Source organism: Rhodoferax ferrireducens (assembly GCF_031458075.1).
GTDB lineage: Bacteria > Pseudomonadota > Gammaproteobacteria > Burkholderiales > Burkholderiaceae_C > Rhodoferax_B > Rhodoferax_B ferrireducens_A.
The window spans coordinates 1326522-1340251 of sequence record NZ_JAVDXT010000002.1 but is presented as its reverse complement, the minus strand read 5'-3'; the positions used below and the strand labels follow the sequence as shown (position 1 = coordinate 1340251).

Annotated in this window: 16 protein-coding genes; 8 read left to right on the top strand and 8 right to left on the bottom strand. The window is 62.3% G+C overall.

Annotation, left to right across the window (positions count from 1 at the left end):
* Positions 1-12: 12 nt before the first annotated feature.
* Together J2X19_RS15250 and J2X19_RS15245 are read right to left on the bottom strand one after the other, a co-directional pair.
* Positions 13-651 (bottom strand): CoA transferase subunit B, encoded by a 639-nt coding sequence (locus J2X19_RS15250; protein ID WP_092754520.1) that lies wholly within the window; start codon positions 649-651, stop codon positions 13-15.
* A gap of 1 nt (position 652) precedes the next feature.
* Positions 653-1483, bottom strand: a complete 831-nt coding sequence (locus J2X19_RS15245) for a CoA transferase subunit A (RefSeq protein ID WP_310374401.1) — start codon at positions 1481-1483, stop codon at positions 653-655.
* A 77-nt stretch (positions 1484-1560) separates the two neighbouring features.
* Here J2X19_RS15245 and J2X19_RS15240 point away from each other — a divergent pair, with 77 nt between their 5' ends.
* Entirely contained in the window at positions 1561-2127 is a 567-nt protein-coding gene (locus J2X19_RS15240) for a PAS and helix-turn-helix domain-containing protein (protein ID WP_116608541.1), read from the top strand.
* 143 nt (positions 2128-2270) lie between these two features.
* Here the strand turns inward: J2X19_RS15240 and ilvC are convergent, their stop codons facing one another.
* The 3 genes from ilvC to J2X19_RS15225 form a co-directional block, all read right to left on the bottom strand.
* Positions 2271-3287, bottom strand: a complete 1017-nt coding sequence (gene ilvC, locus J2X19_RS15235; protein ID WP_116608542.1) for a ketol-acid reductoisomerase — start codon at positions 3285-3287, stop codon at positions 2271-2273.
* Between the two features lie 130 nt (positions 3288-3417).
* A complete protein-coding gene (ilvN, locus tag J2X19_RS15230) occupies positions 3418-3909 on the bottom strand; it encodes an acetolactate synthase small subunit (protein WP_092754532.1) in 492 nt (163 codons plus the stop codon).
* Between the two features lie 154 nt (positions 3910-4063).
* Positions 4064-5860 carry an acetolactate synthase 3 catalytic subunit gene (locus J2X19_RS15225; protein ID WP_310374396.1) on the bottom strand — a complete coding sequence of 599 codons (1797 nt, stop codon included), beginning with the start codon at positions 5858-5860 and terminating at the stop codon, positions 4064-4066.
* A gap of 304 nt (positions 5861-6164) precedes the next feature.
* Between J2X19_RS15225 and J2X19_RS15220 the strand changes: the two genes are divergently transcribed.
* From J2X19_RS15220 to J2X19_RS15200, 5 genes are read left to right on the top strand one after another with little or no spacing between them, the layout of a single operon-like run.
* The gene (locus J2X19_RS15220; protein ID WP_116608544.1) at positions 6165-6728 is read left to right on the top strand and encodes an RNA polymerase sigma factor; all 564 of its coding nucleotides are present in this window, start codon (positions 6165-6167) and stop codon (positions 6726-6728) included.
* Positions 6725-7162, top strand: a complete 438-nt coding sequence (locus tag J2X19_RS15215; RefSeq protein ID WP_310374393.1) for a DUF3619 family protein — start codon at positions 6725-6727, stop codon at positions 7160-7162. The genes J2X19_RS15220 and J2X19_RS15215 overlap by 4 nt, the downstream gene beginning before the upstream one ends.
* Positions 7163-7222: 60 nt before the next feature.
* Positions 7223-7864 (top strand): DUF3106 domain-containing protein, encoded by a 642-nt coding sequence (locus tag J2X19_RS15210; protein WP_310374391.1) that lies wholly within the window; start codon positions 7223-7225, stop codon positions 7862-7864.
* On the top strand, positions 7864-8385 hold the full coding sequence (locus J2X19_RS15205) for an RDD family protein (RefSeq protein WP_310374555.1): 522 nt from the start codon (positions 7864-7866) through the stop codon (positions 8383-8385). Before J2X19_RS15210 ends, J2X19_RS15205 begins: the two co-directional genes overlap by 1 nt.
* 8 nt (positions 8386-8393) lie before the next feature.
* Complete coding sequence (locus J2X19_RS15200; RefSeq protein WP_165830902.1) at positions 8394-8786, top strand: diacylglycerol kinase; 393 nt, start codon at positions 8394-8396, stop codon at positions 8784-8786.
* A gap of 1 nt (position 8787) precedes the next feature.
* Here the strand turns inward: J2X19_RS15200 and J2X19_RS15195 are convergent, their stop codons facing one another.
* Both J2X19_RS15195 and J2X19_RS15190 read right to left on the bottom strand, forming a co-directional pair.
* Positions 8788-9126, bottom strand: a complete 339-nt coding sequence (locus J2X19_RS15195) for a P-II family nitrogen regulator (protein WP_116608549.1) — start codon at positions 9124-9126, stop codon at positions 8788-8790.
* 18 nt (positions 9127-9144) lie between these two features.
* Positions 9145-10809: an NAD+ synthase gene (locus J2X19_RS15190; RefSeq protein WP_310374387.1), complete on the bottom strand. Its 1665-nt coding sequence runs from the start codon at positions 10807-10809 to the stop codon at positions 9145-9147.
* A 48-nt stretch (positions 10810-10857) separates the two neighbouring features.
* Here J2X19_RS15190 and J2X19_RS15185 point away from each other — a divergent pair, with 48 nt between their 5' ends.
* Positions 10858-12078 (top strand): GNAT family N-acetyltransferase, encoded by a 1221-nt coding sequence (locus J2X19_RS15185; protein WP_310374386.1) that lies wholly within the window; start codon positions 10858-10860, stop codon positions 12076-12078.
* On the opposite strand, the gene J2X19_RS15180 is transcribed toward J2X19_RS15185, so the two are convergent.
* Positions 12056-12439 (bottom strand): cupin domain-containing protein, encoded by a 384-nt coding sequence (locus J2X19_RS15180; RefSeq protein WP_310374385.1) that lies wholly within the window; start codon positions 12437-12439, stop codon positions 12056-12058. The two genes, J2X19_RS15185 and J2X19_RS15180, sit on opposite strands and share 23 nt — an antisense overlap.
* Before the next feature lie 70 nt (positions 12440-12509).
* Here J2X19_RS15180 and dapC point away from each other — a divergent pair, with 70 nt between their 5' ends.
* The gene (dapC, locus tag J2X19_RS15175; protein ID WP_310374383.1) at positions 12510-13724 is read left to right on the top strand and encodes a succinyldiaminopimelate transaminase; all 1215 of its coding nucleotides are present in this window, start codon (positions 12510-12512) and stop codon (positions 13722-13724) included.
* The last annotated feature ends 6 nt before the right edge of the window (positions 13725-13730 follow it).

The following is a 13730-nucleotide window of genomic DNA, read 5'->3' as shown; positions in this document are numbered from 1 at the left end:
CCGCCCTCCAGGTCAGACCAGCTTGACGCCGGTTTTGGCCTGCAGCGATTCCAGCGTCACATCCGGCGCCAGCTCCACCACTTTCAGGCCGGCGGGGGTCACGTCCATCACGGCCAGGTCGGTGATGATGCGGTTCACCACGCCCACGCCGGTCAGCGGCAAGGTGCAGGCGGGCAGAATCTTCAGGTCTTCGCTGCCGTCCTTCTTCTTGGCCACGTGCTCCATCAGCACGATCACGCGCTTCACGCCGGCCACCAGGTCCATCGCGCCGCCCATGCCCTTGACCATCTTGCCGGGGATCATCCAGTTGGCCAGATCGCCCTTTTCGCTGACCTGCATCGCGCCCAGGATGCTCAGATTGACCTTGCCGCCGCGGATCATCGCAAAGCTGTCGTGGCTGCCGAAGATCGACGAGCCAGGCAAGGTGGTAACGGTCTGCTTGCCGGCGTTGATCAGGTCGGCATCCACCTGGTCTTCGGTGGGGAACGGGCCGATACCCAGCATGCCGTTCTCGCTCTGCAGCCAGACTTCCTTGTCGGCGGGCACATGGTTGGCCACCAGGGTCGGGATGCCGATGCCCAGGTTGACGTAAAAGCCATCTTCCAGCTCCAGGGCCGCGCGGGCTGCCATTTGGTCTTGGTTCCAAGCCATCTCAGGCTCCTTTCACGGGGTTGGTTGGGGCCGCGGCATCCACCTTGGGCACGGCGACTTCGTCGCTGCCGATCACGGCAGCATGGGCGATAACCGCCTGGGCTTCGGCTTTGGCGGCAGCCGGGTCTACCGCGGCGGCGGCCGACAGCGTGCGCTTCTCAATCCGCTTCTCGGGGTTGGCGTTCAGCACGATGCGGTGTACGTAAATGCCGGGCAGGTGCACCTGGTCGGGGTCCATGGCGCCGGTTTCGACGATTTCCTCGACTTCCACAATGCAGACCTTGCCGGCCATGGCGGCCGCCGGGTTGAAGTTGCGCGCCGTCAGGCGGAACTGCAGATTGCCGGATTTGTCGGCGCGGAAAGCCTTGACTAGGGCGACTTCGGGCACCAGGGAGCGCTCCATCACATAGGTTTCGCCATTGAATTCGCGCAGCTCCTTGCCCTCGGCCACCAGGGTGCCGACGCCGGTCTTGGTGAAGAAGGCCGGTATACCGGCGCCGCCGGCACGCAGCTTTTCGGCCAGCGTGCCCTGGGGGGTGAATTCCAGCTGCAGTTCGCCCGCCAGGTACTGGCGCTCGAATTCCTTGTTCTCGCCCACGTAGCTGGAGATCATTTTCTTGATCTGCCGGGTTTCCAGCAGCTTGCCCAGGCCGAAACCATCGACACCGGCGTTGTTGGAGATGACGGTCAGATCCTTCACGCCGGAATCGCGCAGCGCGTCGATCAAGGCCTCGGGGATGCCGCACAGGCCGAAACCGCCCACGGCCATCAGCTGGCCGTCCTTCACAACGCCTTTGAGCGCGTCGGCGGCAGAGGGGAAAATTTTGTTCACACAGGTCTCCGGTTAAAAGATCAAGGCGTACGATACTACCTATTCAATTACGTAGTTTTTCGTAAAGGGTTTGCCCGATGGAGCTGGCTGCAGCAGTGGATTACCAGCTGGCTTTCGCGCTGGCGCCGGTCGGGCTGGTGGTATCGCGCAATCGCGCCATTGTGGACTGCAACCAGCATCTGTGCGAGATGTTCGGCGCCGACCGGGAGCAGCTGCTCGGCCAGTCGTTCCAGGTGCTCTACCCCAGCGCGGTCGAGTTCGAGCGCACCGGTACCCGCATTGCGCTGACCATGGACGCCAAAGGCCATTACGCCGACGACCGCATCATGCAGCGGGTGGACGGGCGGCTCAAAGGCGAGGTGTTCTGGTGCCATGTGATCGGCCGGGCCTTTGACCGCAATGCGCCGCATGCGGCCGGCATCTGGAGCTTTGAAGACCTGTCGTCGCGCCGCCCGGTGCAGGCCGCCCTGACGCCGCGCGAACGCGAGGTGGCCGCCCATGTGATGACCGGGCTCACGTCCAAGGAAATCGCCAAGCTGCTGGGCATCAGCCACCGCACGGTGGAGATCTACCGCGCCACCTTGATGCGCAAATACAAGGCTTCGACCACAGCCGACCTGACGCAGAAGCTGATGGGCGGCTGAATTTATAGAAAGTCGGCCTCTGGTGCATATAGCTCCCGCGCTAGCAGCTATTAAATATGTAGCATGCAAATGCGGGCCCCAAAAGCACTTCGGGCCTGCTAACCGAAGCTAGCAGGCCCGAAGTAGTTACCAGCGGCTAGCGCTTAGTTACGGGTTTGGTCGACGAGCTTGTTCTTGGCGATCCAAGGCATCATGGCGCGCAGCTGGGCACCGACCTTTTCGATCGAGTGCTCGGCCGTCAGACGGCGGCGGGCGGTCATGCTGGGGTAGCCGGTACGGCCTTCCAGGATGAACATCTTGGCATATTCGCCGGTCTGGATGCGCTTCAGGGCGTTGCGCATGGCTTCGCGGGATTCGGCGTTGATCACTTCAGGGCCGGTCACGTACTCGCCGTATTCGGCGTTGTTCGAGATCGAGTAGTTCATGTTGGAAATGCCGCCTTCGTAGATCAGATCCACGATCAGCTTCAGTTCGTGCAAGCACTCGAAGTAGGCCATTTCAGGAGCGTAGCCGGCTTCGACCAGGGTCTCATAACCCATCTTGATCAGTTCGACAGCGCCGCCGCACAGCACGGCTTGTTCGCCGAACAGGTCGGTCTCGGTTTCTTCCTTGAAGTTGGTTTCGATGATGCCGGCCTTGCCGCCACCATTGGCCATGGCGTACGACAGGGCCAGATCACGGGCCTTGCCGGTCTTGTCCTGGTGCACGGCCACCAGGTGGGGCACGCCGCCACCCTGGGTGTAGGTATTGCGCACGGTGTGGCCAGGGGCCTTGGGAGCAACCATCCACACGTCCAGGTCAGCACGTGGCACGACCTGGTTGTAATGCACGTTGAAGCCGTGGGCGAAGGCCAGCGAAGCGCCTTGCTTGATGTTGGGTTCGACGTTGTTCTTGTAGACGGAAGCGATGTCTTCGTCAGGCAACAGGATCATGACCACATCAGCGGCCTTGACTGCGTCGTTGACTTCCAGCACGTTCAGGCCGGCCTTGCCAACCTTGTCCCAGGAAGCGCCGCCCTTGCGCAGACCGACCACGACCTTGACGCCGCTGTCGTTCAGGTTTTGCGCGTGCGCATGGCCTTGGCTGCCGTAACCAATGATGGCGACCGTCTTGCCCTTGATCAGGCTGAGGTCACAGTCTTTGTCGTAAAAAACTTTCATGTTCTGCTTTCAAAAATTAAAGGTTTGGCGAAATGCCCATCGACAGGCCCAGGGCGAACGTAATACGCAATCGCCAAAAATAGTCCGTTCGCGTTGAGCCCGTCGAAACGCGCGTACGGACAACTCAAAACTAAACCCGCAGGATGCGCTCGCCACGGCCGATACCGCTGGCACCGGTACGCACGGTTTCCAGGATCGCGCTGCGGTCCAACGCCTCCAGAAACGCGTCGTTCTTGCCTTGGTCACCGGTGAGTTCAATGGTGTAGCTCTTCTCGGTCACATCGATGATGCGGCCGCGGAAGATGTCGGCCATGCGCTTCATTTCTTCGCGCTCCTTGCCGACGGCCCGTACCTTGACCATCATCAGTTCGCGTTCGGTGTAGGAGCCTTCGGTCAGATCGACCACTTTGACCACTTCGATCAGGCGGTTCAGGTGCTTGGTGATCTGTTCGATCACGTCGTCCGAGCCGGAGGTCTGGATAGTCATGCGCGACAAGGTGGCGTCTTCGGTCGGAGCCACCGTCAGCGACTCGATGTTGTAACCACGGGCGGAAAACAGGCCGACCACGCGCGACAGCGCACCGGGTTCGTTTTCCAGCAAGACAGCAATGATGTGTTTCATAAGACTAGATTCCTCTTTTCGCCGCCCTCCCCCGTGCACGGTAATGCGCGGGCTTGGCGGGCAATAGATTCGTCAGAAAGTTAATACTATCGAATGGATAGCTGCCAGCGCAGGCAGTACCTGCGCCAGAGCCGTATTTGGCTTGAAGACCTGGTTACAGATCCTCGCTGCCCAGCAGCATCTCGGTGATGCCCTTGCCGGCCTGCACCATCGGGAACACGTTCTCGGTGGGGTCGGTACGGAAGTCCATGAACACCGTGCGGTCCTTGAGCTTGCGGGCTTCGCGCAGTGCGGGCTCCACATCTTCCGGGCGTTCGATCAGCATGCCGACATGGCCATAGGCCTCGGCCAGCTTGACGAAGTTCGGCAGCGCGTCCATGTAGCTGCTGCTGTAGCGGCCGGCGTATTCCACCTCTTGCCACTGGCGCACCATGCCCAGGTAGCGATTGTTCAGCGACACAATCTTGATTGGAGTGTTGTACTGCAGGCAGGTCGACAGTTCCTGGATACACATCTGCACCGAGCCTTCGCCGGTGATGCAGAACACTTCGCTGTCGGGCTTGGCCAGCTTGACGCCCATGGCATAGGGAATGCCCACGCCCATGGTGCCCAGGCCGCCGGAATTGATCCAGCGACGGGGCTCGTCAAAACGGTAGTACTGCGCGGCCCACATCTGGTGCTGGCCCACATCAGAAGTGATGTAGGTGTCGGCGTCCTTGGTCATGTTCCACAGGGTTTCGACCACGTACTGGGGCTTGATCACATCGCTGGAGCCCATGCTGTACTTCAGACAGTTGCGGCTGCGCCAGCCTTCGATGGTGCTCCACCAGCTGCCCAAGGCATCGGCGTCAGGCTTGGTGCCGGCTTCCTTGATCATAGCGATCAGCTCGGTCAGCACTTCCTTCACGTCGCCGACGATGGGTACATCGACCTTGACGCGCTTGGAGATGCTCGACGGGTCGATGTCGATGTGGATGATCTTGCGTTCGTTCTGGGCGAAATGCTTGGTATTGCCGATCACGCGGTCGTCAAACCGGGCGCCAACGGCCAAGAGCACGTCGCAATGCTGCATCGCGTTATTGGCTTCGATGGTGCCGTGCATACCCAGCATGCCCAGGAATTTCTTGTCGCTGGCCGGGTAGGCACCCAGGCCCATCAAGGTATTGGTGCAGGGATAGCCCAGCATGTCCACCAGGGTGCGCAGCTCTTGCGAGGCATTGCTCAGCAGCACGCCGCCGCCGGTATAGATATACGGGCGCTTGGCCGCCAACAGCAGCTGCAAGGCCTTGCGGATCTGGCCGCCGTGGCCTTTGCGCACCGGGTTGTACGAGCGCATGGCGACGGTTTCGGGGTAGCCGTGGTAAGGCGTCTTCTTGAAGGACACGTCTTTCGGAATGTCCACCACCACCGGGCCGGGGCGGCCGGTGCGGGCGATGTGGAAGGCCTTCTTCATGGTTTCCGCCAGATCGCGCACATCCTTCACCAGGAAGTTGTGCTTGACGATGGGGCGGGTGATGCCGACGGTATCGCATTCCTGGAACGCATCCAGACCGATGGCGTGGGTCGGCACCTGGCCGCTGATGATCACCATGGGAATGCTGTCCATGTACGCCGTGGCGATACCGGTGACCGCATTCGTCAGGCCGGGGCCGGAGGTGACCAGCGCCACACCCACATCACCGGTAGCGCGCGCATAGCCATCGGCAGCGTGCACGGCGGCCTGCTCGTGGCGCACCAGCACGTGCTGGATGGTGTCTTGCTTGTAGAACGCGTCGTAGATGTACAGAACGGCGCCACCGGGGTAACCCCAGATGTGCTTGACGTTCTCGGCCTGGAGACATTTCACCAGAACCTCTGCACCCATGAGCTCTTGGGCGGTAGAACGCGGGGTATTGTGTGCGGCGGTAGACGCAGCGGCCGCCGAAGCGATTTCGGCTTTTGACATTTCCATGATGAACCTTTGTGAATTTCTCTAACGAAATACCTTGGGTGCTTCTTCACGCACTCTTTTGGAGTTGTGTCGAAACTTAAGACCAAAGCCATGGGCGAGCTGCTTGCATCGCCGAACCATGATCCGTTTGCTTTTTGACTAGCAACGTGGATTATGGCACTCCCGGGCATGAAAACTGGCGCACGACCCAAGAAAATCAGCCGGCGGTGCCATAATCCGCCCGCAAACGCCCCAAATCCGGGCGCAGGCTTTCCAAAAACAACGCGTATTCCTTTACCGACCCGCCCCCACAGGCCCCACCCTCTTGGCTACTGAACGCGAACTTTCTGATTTCCTCAAGAACGTCGAGAAGCGGGCGTTCAAACGCTCGGTCTACCACGTGCGCAATGAGGAGTCGGCGCTCGATATCGTGCAAGACAGCATGATGAAGCTGGCCGAGCACTATGGCGACAAGCCGGTGGAAGAGCTGCCCATGCTGTTCCAGCGCATTCTGTCGAACTGCACGCTGGATTGGTTCCGGCGCCAAAAAACCCGTAACGCTTTGTTCTCCAATATGAGCGATTTCGAGTCTGGCGATGATGGAGATTTCGACTTATTGGAAACCTTTCAGCTTGCAGATGACTCTGAGCGCACGGAAAGTGCGGAAGACACCACGCGGCGGGCACAAGTTTTGCGTGAAATTGACACCCAGATACAAGAGTTACCGACACGTCAACGAGAAGCGTTCTTGATGCGTTACTGGGAGGAGATGGACGTTGCTGAAACTGCCAGCGCGATGGGCTGCTCGGAAGGCAGCGTCAAAACGCACTGTTCGCGCGCGGTCCAGTCACTTAGCAAAGCGCTCAAAGCCAGGGGAATATTTCTATGACAAAGCTGCACACACTCCAAATTCTGTCGCCCGAAGACCAGTTTGCGCGCCGCGTCACGGCCCGGCTTTCCGAAGGCGCGGCCGATCTGCCGCACGATATTTCCGAGCGGCTGCGCATCGCCCGCATGCAGGCTTTGGCGCACCGCAAAGCGGTCGTCATGCGCACTGCTACCGTGGTAGCCAGCCAGGGCGGTGCCGCCGCGCTGACTTTTGGCAATGACAGCCCGAGCTGGTGGAACCGGTTTGCGTCCGCTCTGCCGCTGGTGGCCCTGGTGGCCGGACTGCTGACCATTTATGTAGTGCAGGATGACAACCGCGCCGACGAACTGGCCGAGGTGGATTCCGCCCTGCTGTCCGACGATTTGCCAACCGCAGCGTATACCGACCCAGGCTTTGTCGAATTTCTCAAGTCCAACCGGGACAACAACCAATAATCGAGCCCCTTACGGATGCAGCCATCGCACACGCGCTTTTTTTCTCTGTCGCCCTCTTCCGTGGCAGGCCTGGTCTGGGTAGGCCTGGCTTTGGCCGGATCACCGGCGTGGGCGCAAACGGCGGCACCAGCATCGATTCCCCTGGCCAAAGCCAGCGCGGCCGACCAGAAGCCACTGTGGAAAGAGCTCACCCCTGCGCAGCAGGTCGCGCTGCAGCCACTAGCCAGCCATTGGAATGACATCAGCGCCGGCCAAAAGCGCAAATGGCTGGCCTTGTCACTGAACTTTGCCAAGATGTCGCCCGACGAGCAAACCAAGCTGCATGAGCGCATGCTGGACTGGGGCTCGCTGAGCCCCACCCAGCGCAGCCAGGCACGCTTGAACTTCGCCGAAACCAAGCGCCTGGCGCCCACGGAAAAGCAGGCCAAATGGGAGGCCTACCAGACCCTGGACCCCGAAGAGAAGGAAAAGCTGGCCAAAAACGTGCGCAACAAACTGCCCGGTGCGGCTACCGCCGTCAAGCTGGTTCCACAACAGAAGCTGGCTACGGTGCCGCCCGCACGCAAGGACGAGCCCAAGGGCCCGTCGATCGCCACGGCGCCGCACCAGATCAACCCCAAAACCCTGCTGCCGCTGCCAGTACAGCGCATGGATGCCGCACGGCCGCAGGCGTCCAATCCTCCCGCTACCAACGCACCATGATGGTATCGACTGCAGCGGCGGGTCCAGACCCACTGGCACCCACCGCGCCCAGCCTGCGCCGCCGCATGGCCTGCTGGCTGTACGAAGGCATGCTGATGTTCGGCGTGGTGTTCATAGCCGGCTACCTGTTTGGCACGCTGAGCCAAACCCGCAACGCCATGGACAACCGCCTGGGCCTGCAGGCTTTCCTGTTCGTCATCTTCGGCATCTACTTCACCTGGTTTTGGTCCAAAGGCCAGACTCTGGCCATGAAGACCTGGAATATCCGCGTGGTGGGCCTGGATGGGCAGGCCATTTCCCAGCCGCGTGCCCTGCTGCGCTATGTCTGCAGCTGGATCTGGTTCTTGCCGCCGCTGGCGGCCGTAGCACCGTTCGCGCTACCCGTGGGCGAAACCATGGTCATTCTGCTGGGCTGGGTAGCGGTCTGGGCCTTGTTGAGCCGCTTTCACCCGCAGCGCCAGTTCTGGCATGACGCGCTGGCCGGCACCCGCCTGGTCGGCTCCTTGCCGCTGAGCCGGTGATGCGGCCCATGGAAGCACCCGCGGCGCAAAAATCCCGTAAAGGCCTGCAGCGCATCTGGCATGCGGCCGGCTACTCCCTGGCCGGGCTGCGCGCCGGCTGGGGCGAAACCGCCTTTCGCCAGGAAGCCATGGCGGCCATCGTGCTGGTGCCGCTGGCGTTCTGGTTGGCGAACAACTGGGTGGAGTTTGCCTTGCTGGCGGGTTCTGTGGTGCTGGTGCTGGTGGTCGAACTGCTGAACACCGGCATCGAGACCGCCATCGACCGCATCGGCCCCGAGTGGCATGCGCTGTCGAAACGCGCCAAAGACATGGGCAGCGCGGCCGTGCTGCTGAGTCTGCTGATGGCTGCGGCCATCTGGGCCATGCCCCTGCTGGGGCTGGCGAAACGACTGCTTACCTAAGTTACACCGCGGCTTCGTCCTGCTCGCCGGTACGGATGCGCAGCACGCGTTCCACGCTGGTGACGAAGATCTTGCCGTCGCCGATCTTGCCGGTGCGCGCAGCCCGGACGATGGAGTCGATGCAGCGCTCCACATCATCGTCCTTGACCACCACTTCGACCTTCACCTTGGGCAGAAAGTCGACCACGTATTCGGCACCGCGGTACAGCTCGGTATGGCCTTTCTGGCGGCCAAAGCCCTTGACTTCGGTGACGGTCAGGCCGGTGACGCCGCATTCGGCCAGTGCCTGGCGCACTTCTTCGAGTTTGAACGGTTTGAGGATGGCGGTAATTTGTTTCATGGTGCTAAATAGCCTCGGTTAAGCGCGAAAATGACTGGTTATAGGATAGCGCCAATCCTTGCCAAAACTGCGGTGGGTCACGCGAATTCCCACAGGCGACTGGCGGCGCTTGTATTCGTTGATTTTGATCAGGCGGGTCACGCGCTCCACGTCGGCTCGGTCGAAGCCGGCGGCGACGATGGCCTCCAGGCTTTCATCGTTCTCCATGTAGCGCTCCAGAATCGCATCCAGCACCTCGTAGGGTGGCAGGCTGTCCTGGTCGGTCTGGTCGGCGCGCAGCTCGGCGCTGGGCGGCCGGGTGATGATGCGCTCGGGGATCGGGTTACTGCCGGTACCGTACGGGTCGTTGGCATTGCGCCAGCGCGCCAACGCGAACACCAGGGTCTTGGCCACGTCTTTGATCACCGCAAAGCCGCCGGCCATATCGCCGTACAGCGTGCAGTAGCCGGTGGCCATTTCGCTCTTGTTGCCGGTGGTGACCACGATGCTGCCGAACTTGTTGCTCAAAGCCATCAGCAGGGTGCCACGGATGCGGGCCTGGATGTTTTCTTCGGTGGTGTCCTCGGCGCGGCCCACAAAATGCGGCGCCAGCGACGCCTTGAAGGCGTCGAATTCCGGCAGGATGGAGATTTCGTTGTAGACCACGCCCAGCCGGTTCGCCATATCGCGGGCGTCGATCCAGGAAATATCGGCGGTATAGGGCGACGGCATCATAACCGTGCGGACGCGGTCCTTGCCCAGCGCGTCCACCGCAATCGCCAGCACCAAGGCCGAGTCGATGCCACCCGACAGCCCCAGCAGCACGCCGGGGAAGCGGTTCTTGCCCACGTAGTCGCGCAGGCCCAGCACCAGCGCGTCCCACAAGTCGGCCTGCAGGCTGCGCTCGGGGACGATGTTTGCTTCCAATTTGATAGCTTCTTGCGCAGGTACTGCCTGCACATAGAACAGATTTTCCTTGAATGCCGGGGCATGGCCGCTGAGCGTGCCGTCGGCATCCACGCAGAAGGAATTGCCGTCGAACACCACCTCGTCCTGCCCGCCCACGATGTGTGCGTAGACCAGGGGCAGGGCGGTAGCACGGGCCCGGTCGGCCATGCGCAGCACCCGCTCGCCGCCCTTGCCCACATGGAAGGGGGAGGCGTTGATGACCGCCAGCAGCTCGGCCCCGGCCTGCTTGGCCAGCGCGGCGGGCTCGTCGAACCAGGCGTCTTCGCAGATCAGCAGGCCGACCTTCACGCCTTCCACCTCGAACACGCAGACGCCATGCCCGGGCGTGAAGTAGCGGCGTTCGTCGAACACCTGGTAATTTGGCAGCTCGCGCTTGGCATAGGTAGCCAGCACCTGGCCTTCGCGCAGCACGCTGGCCGCATTGAAGCGGCGCTGCACAGCCACGGATTTGGTGCGGTCGTCGCCGCCGCTGGGGTGGCCGACCACGACGCACAGGCCGTTTAACCCGGCGAGTTCGCGGGCCACTGTTTTCACGGCATCATCGCAAGCAGCGGTGAAGGCCGGACGCAGGAACAGGTCTTCGGCCGCATAGCCGCAAATCGACAGCTCGGGTGTCAACACCAGGCGCGCGCCCTCGGCATAGGCGGTGCGGGCCGCATCGATGATTTTTTGCGCATTGCCGGCCAGGTCGCCGACGACAAAATTAAGCTGGGCAACACAGAGTTTGAGAGTCATGGAAACAAAAAATACGAGGGCAGCCGGCTGCTGCCTGCAGGGTGGGATATGAGTGCGTCAGATTATGTCATCCGGGTGCTGGATTCGCCGCTGCAGCTGAGCGCAGAGGCCTGGAACGGCCTGCTGGCCCAGCAGCCCGACGCCAGTCCCTTCATGCGCCACGAATACCTGGCCGCGATGCAGCTCAGCGGCAGCGCCACGCCGGCCACCGGCTGGACCCTGCGCCTGGTCACGCTGTGGCAAGGCGATGCCTTGCACGCGGCCTGCGCGCTGTACCTCAAAGCCCATTCCTACGGCGAATACGTGTTCGACTGGGCCTGGGCCAATGCCTACCAGCAGCACGGCGTGCCCTACTACCCCAAGGCCATCATCGCCGCACCCTTCACCCCCGTGCCCGGCGCGCGGTTGCTGGCCCGCGATGCTACGGCGCGCCAACTGCTGGTGCAGGCGGTGGTGGCCTGGTGCAACGAGCAAGAGCTGTCGTCGCTGCACGTGCTGTTTGCCAACCAGCAGGATGTGGACGCGTGCGCCCAAGCCGGCCTGATGCTGCGCCACACGGTGCAATTCCATTGGACGAATACAGCCTCTGGCTACCAGGACTTCGACGACTTCCTGGCCTCCATGGCCCAGGACAAGCGCAAGAAGATCCGCCAGGAGCGCCGTAAGGTGCATGACGCCGGCATCCGCTTCCGCTGGGCCCGGGGCCGCGATATCACGCCGCAGGACTGGGATTTCTTCTACCGCTGCTACGAGCGCACCTACCTGGAACACGGCAACGCACCGTACCTGAGCCGCGACTTCTTCCAGCGCATGGCCGACACCATGCCCGAGCACTGGCTGCTGTTTGTGGCTGAACGGGAAAGTGCGGGCGTCACCCAACCGATTGCTACCAGTTTGATAGCTATCAGTGCAGATGATACAAGCGCCAACGGCCTAAATGGTGCCCAACCTTTGGTGGCTTACGGCCGCTACTGGGGCGCGATCGAGCGCGTCGACTGCCTGCATTTCGAGGCCTGCTACTACCAGCCGCTGGCCTGGTGCATAGAACACGGCGTGGCCCGCTTCGAAGGCGGCGCCCAGGGCGAACACAAGATGGCCCGCGCCCTGCTGCCGGTCAAGACCACCAGCGCCCACTGGCTGGCGCATCCGGCGTTTGCCGATGCGGTGGAGCGCTTTCTGGAGCGCGAAGGCGCGGGGATTGCGGGCTACATGGACGATCTAGCCCAGCGCAGCCCGCTGAAACACCCTAGCCCCGTACAAACATCGTGACCAGCGGCTCGGAACCCACTTGCCGGCTCCAGTGGCCGTGCACATTCGGGTCGAAGCTGGCGCCGGCTGGCAGCACATCGGCCGAATAGAAATGCTCGCCGGCCTTGAAGATGCGCGACACGCCGCCCTGCAAGCCAATCTCCATCTGCCCGCCCAGAATCACCACCCACTGCGGGTCGGTGGTGCAATGGAAGTTGCTCTGGAAGCCCACGGGGCTGTGGCGCAGCTGGTAGCCGCCGCTGGGCTCCAGCGTGGACAGCTGGGAGGTGGGCGTGCCGCCGAGCAACTCCACGGCCTCGTCACGGAACTGGGCGCGGCCATCGGCCCCGGTGTAGAGCACGACTTTGGTGAATACGGTCATATCAGGTCCCACAAAATTGGAAAAAACGTCTGGCCGGAATCATAAGTGGCTGCGCTGATAATCTCCCCCCATGAATCCCCTGCTCACCAAACTCCAGCCCTACCCGTTTGAGCGGCTCAAGCAACTCTTTGCCAGCGTCACCCCCAACCCCGCCTACCGCCCCATCAGTCTGGGCATTGGCGAGCCCAAGCATGCGACACCTGCCTTCATTGAAACGGCCATGCTGGCCGGCATCAAAGGCCTGTCCGGCTACCCGGCCACCGGCGGCGACCCGGCTTTGCGCAGCGCGATGGCCCAGTGGATCCAGCGCCGCTACGGCCTGGCGCTGAACCCGGCCACCCAGGTGCTGCCGGTGAACGGCTCGCGTGAAGCGCTGTTTGCCTTTGCCCAGACCGTGATCGACCCGACCCAGCCGCAAGCCACCGTGGTCTGCCCGAACCCGTTCTACCAAATCTACGAAGGCGCGGCCCTGCTGGGCGGCGCCACGCCCTACTACGCGCCCAGCGACCCAGCGCGCAACTTTGCTGTCGACTGGGACAGCGTGCCCACTGAGGTCTGGGCGCGCACCCAGCTGCTGTTCGTCTGCTCGCCCGGCAACCCCACGGGCGCGGTGATGCCGCTGAGCGAATGGCAAAAGCTGTTTGACCTGAGCGACCAGCACGGTTTTGTCATCGCCTCCGACGAGTGCTATAGCGAAATCTACTTCCGCGACGAAGCTCCGCTGGGCGGCCTGGAGGCCGCGGCCAAGCTGGGCCGCGCAGATTTCAAGAACCTGATCGCCTTCACCAGCCTGTCCAAGCGCAGCAATGTGCCGGGCTTGCGCAGCGGCTTTGTGGCCGGCGACGCGGCGCTGATCAAGCCGTTTTTGCTCTACCGCACCTACCACGGTAGCGCCATGAGCCCGGTGGTGCAAAGCGCCAGCATCGCCGCCTGGAACGACGAAGCCCATGTGGTGGAAAACCGCGCGCTGTATCGCAGCAAGTTCGCCCAGGTCACACCTATCTTGGCCGAGGTGATGGACGTGGCCCTGCCCGACGCCGGCTTTTACCTCTGGGCCCAGGTGCCCGGCCCCGCCGTGGTCGACGGCCTGGACAGCGATGTGGCCTTCGCCCGCGACCTGCTGGCTGCCTACAATGTGACGGTGCTGCCTGGCAGCTACCTGGCACGCGAAGCCAACGGCCAGAACCCCGGCCGCCAGCGTATCCGCATGGCCCTGGTAGCCGAGACCGCCGAGTGCGCCGAGGCCGCCCAACGCATCCGACAATTCATCCAATCCAAAACCTGAAGCAGA

Coding starts and splice junctions, on each gene's coding strand:
- J2X19_RS15200 (WP_165830902.1), top strand. CDS start 8,394: ATGGAAGCACCCGCGGCGCAAAAATCCCGTAAAGGCCTGCAGCGCATC.
- J2X19_RS15195 (WP_116608549.1), bottom strand. CDS start 9,126: ATGAAACAAATTACCGCCATCCTCAAACCGTTCAAACTCGAAGAAGTG.
- J2X19_RS15250 (WP_092754520.1), bottom strand. CDS start 651: ATGGCTTGGAACCAAGACCAAATGGCAGCCCGCGCGGCCCTGGAGCTG.
- ilvN (WP_092754532.1), bottom strand. CDS start 3,909: ATGAAACACATCATTGCTGTCTTGCTGGAAAACGAACCCGGTGCGCTG.
- J2X19_RS15215 (WP_310374393.1), top strand. CDS start 6,725: ATGACAAAGCTGCACACACTCCAAATTCTGTCGCCCGAAGACCAGTTT.
- J2X19_RS15180 (WP_310374385.1), bottom strand. CDS start 12,439: ATGACCGTATTCACCAAAGTCGTGCTCTACACCGGGGCCGATGGCCGC.
- J2X19_RS15225 (WP_310374396.1), bottom strand. CDS start 5,860: ATGGAAATGTCAAAAGCCGAAATCGCTTCGGCGGCCGCTGCGTCTACC.
- ilvC (WP_116608542.1), bottom strand. CDS start 3,287: ATGAAAGTTTTTTACGACAAAGACTGTGACCTCAGCCTGATCAAGGGC.
- J2X19_RS15190 (WP_310374387.1), bottom strand. CDS start 10,809: ATGACTCTCAAACTCTGTGTTGCCCAGCTTAATTTTGTCGTCGGCGAC.
- J2X19_RS15240 (WP_116608541.1), top strand. CDS start 1,561: ATGGAGCTGGCTGCAGCAGTGGATTACCAGCTGGCTTTCGCGCTGGCG.
- J2X19_RS15185 (WP_310374386.1), top strand. CDS start 10,858: ATGAGTGCGTCAGATTATGTCATCCGGGTGCTGGATTCGCCGCTGCAG.
- dapC (WP_310374383.1), top strand. CDS start 12,510: ATGAATCCCCTGCTCACCAAACTCCAGCCCTACCCGTTTGAGCGGCTC.
- J2X19_RS15205 (WP_310374555.1), top strand. CDS start 7,864: ATGGTATCGACTGCAGCGGCGGGTCCAGACCCACTGGCACCCACCGCG.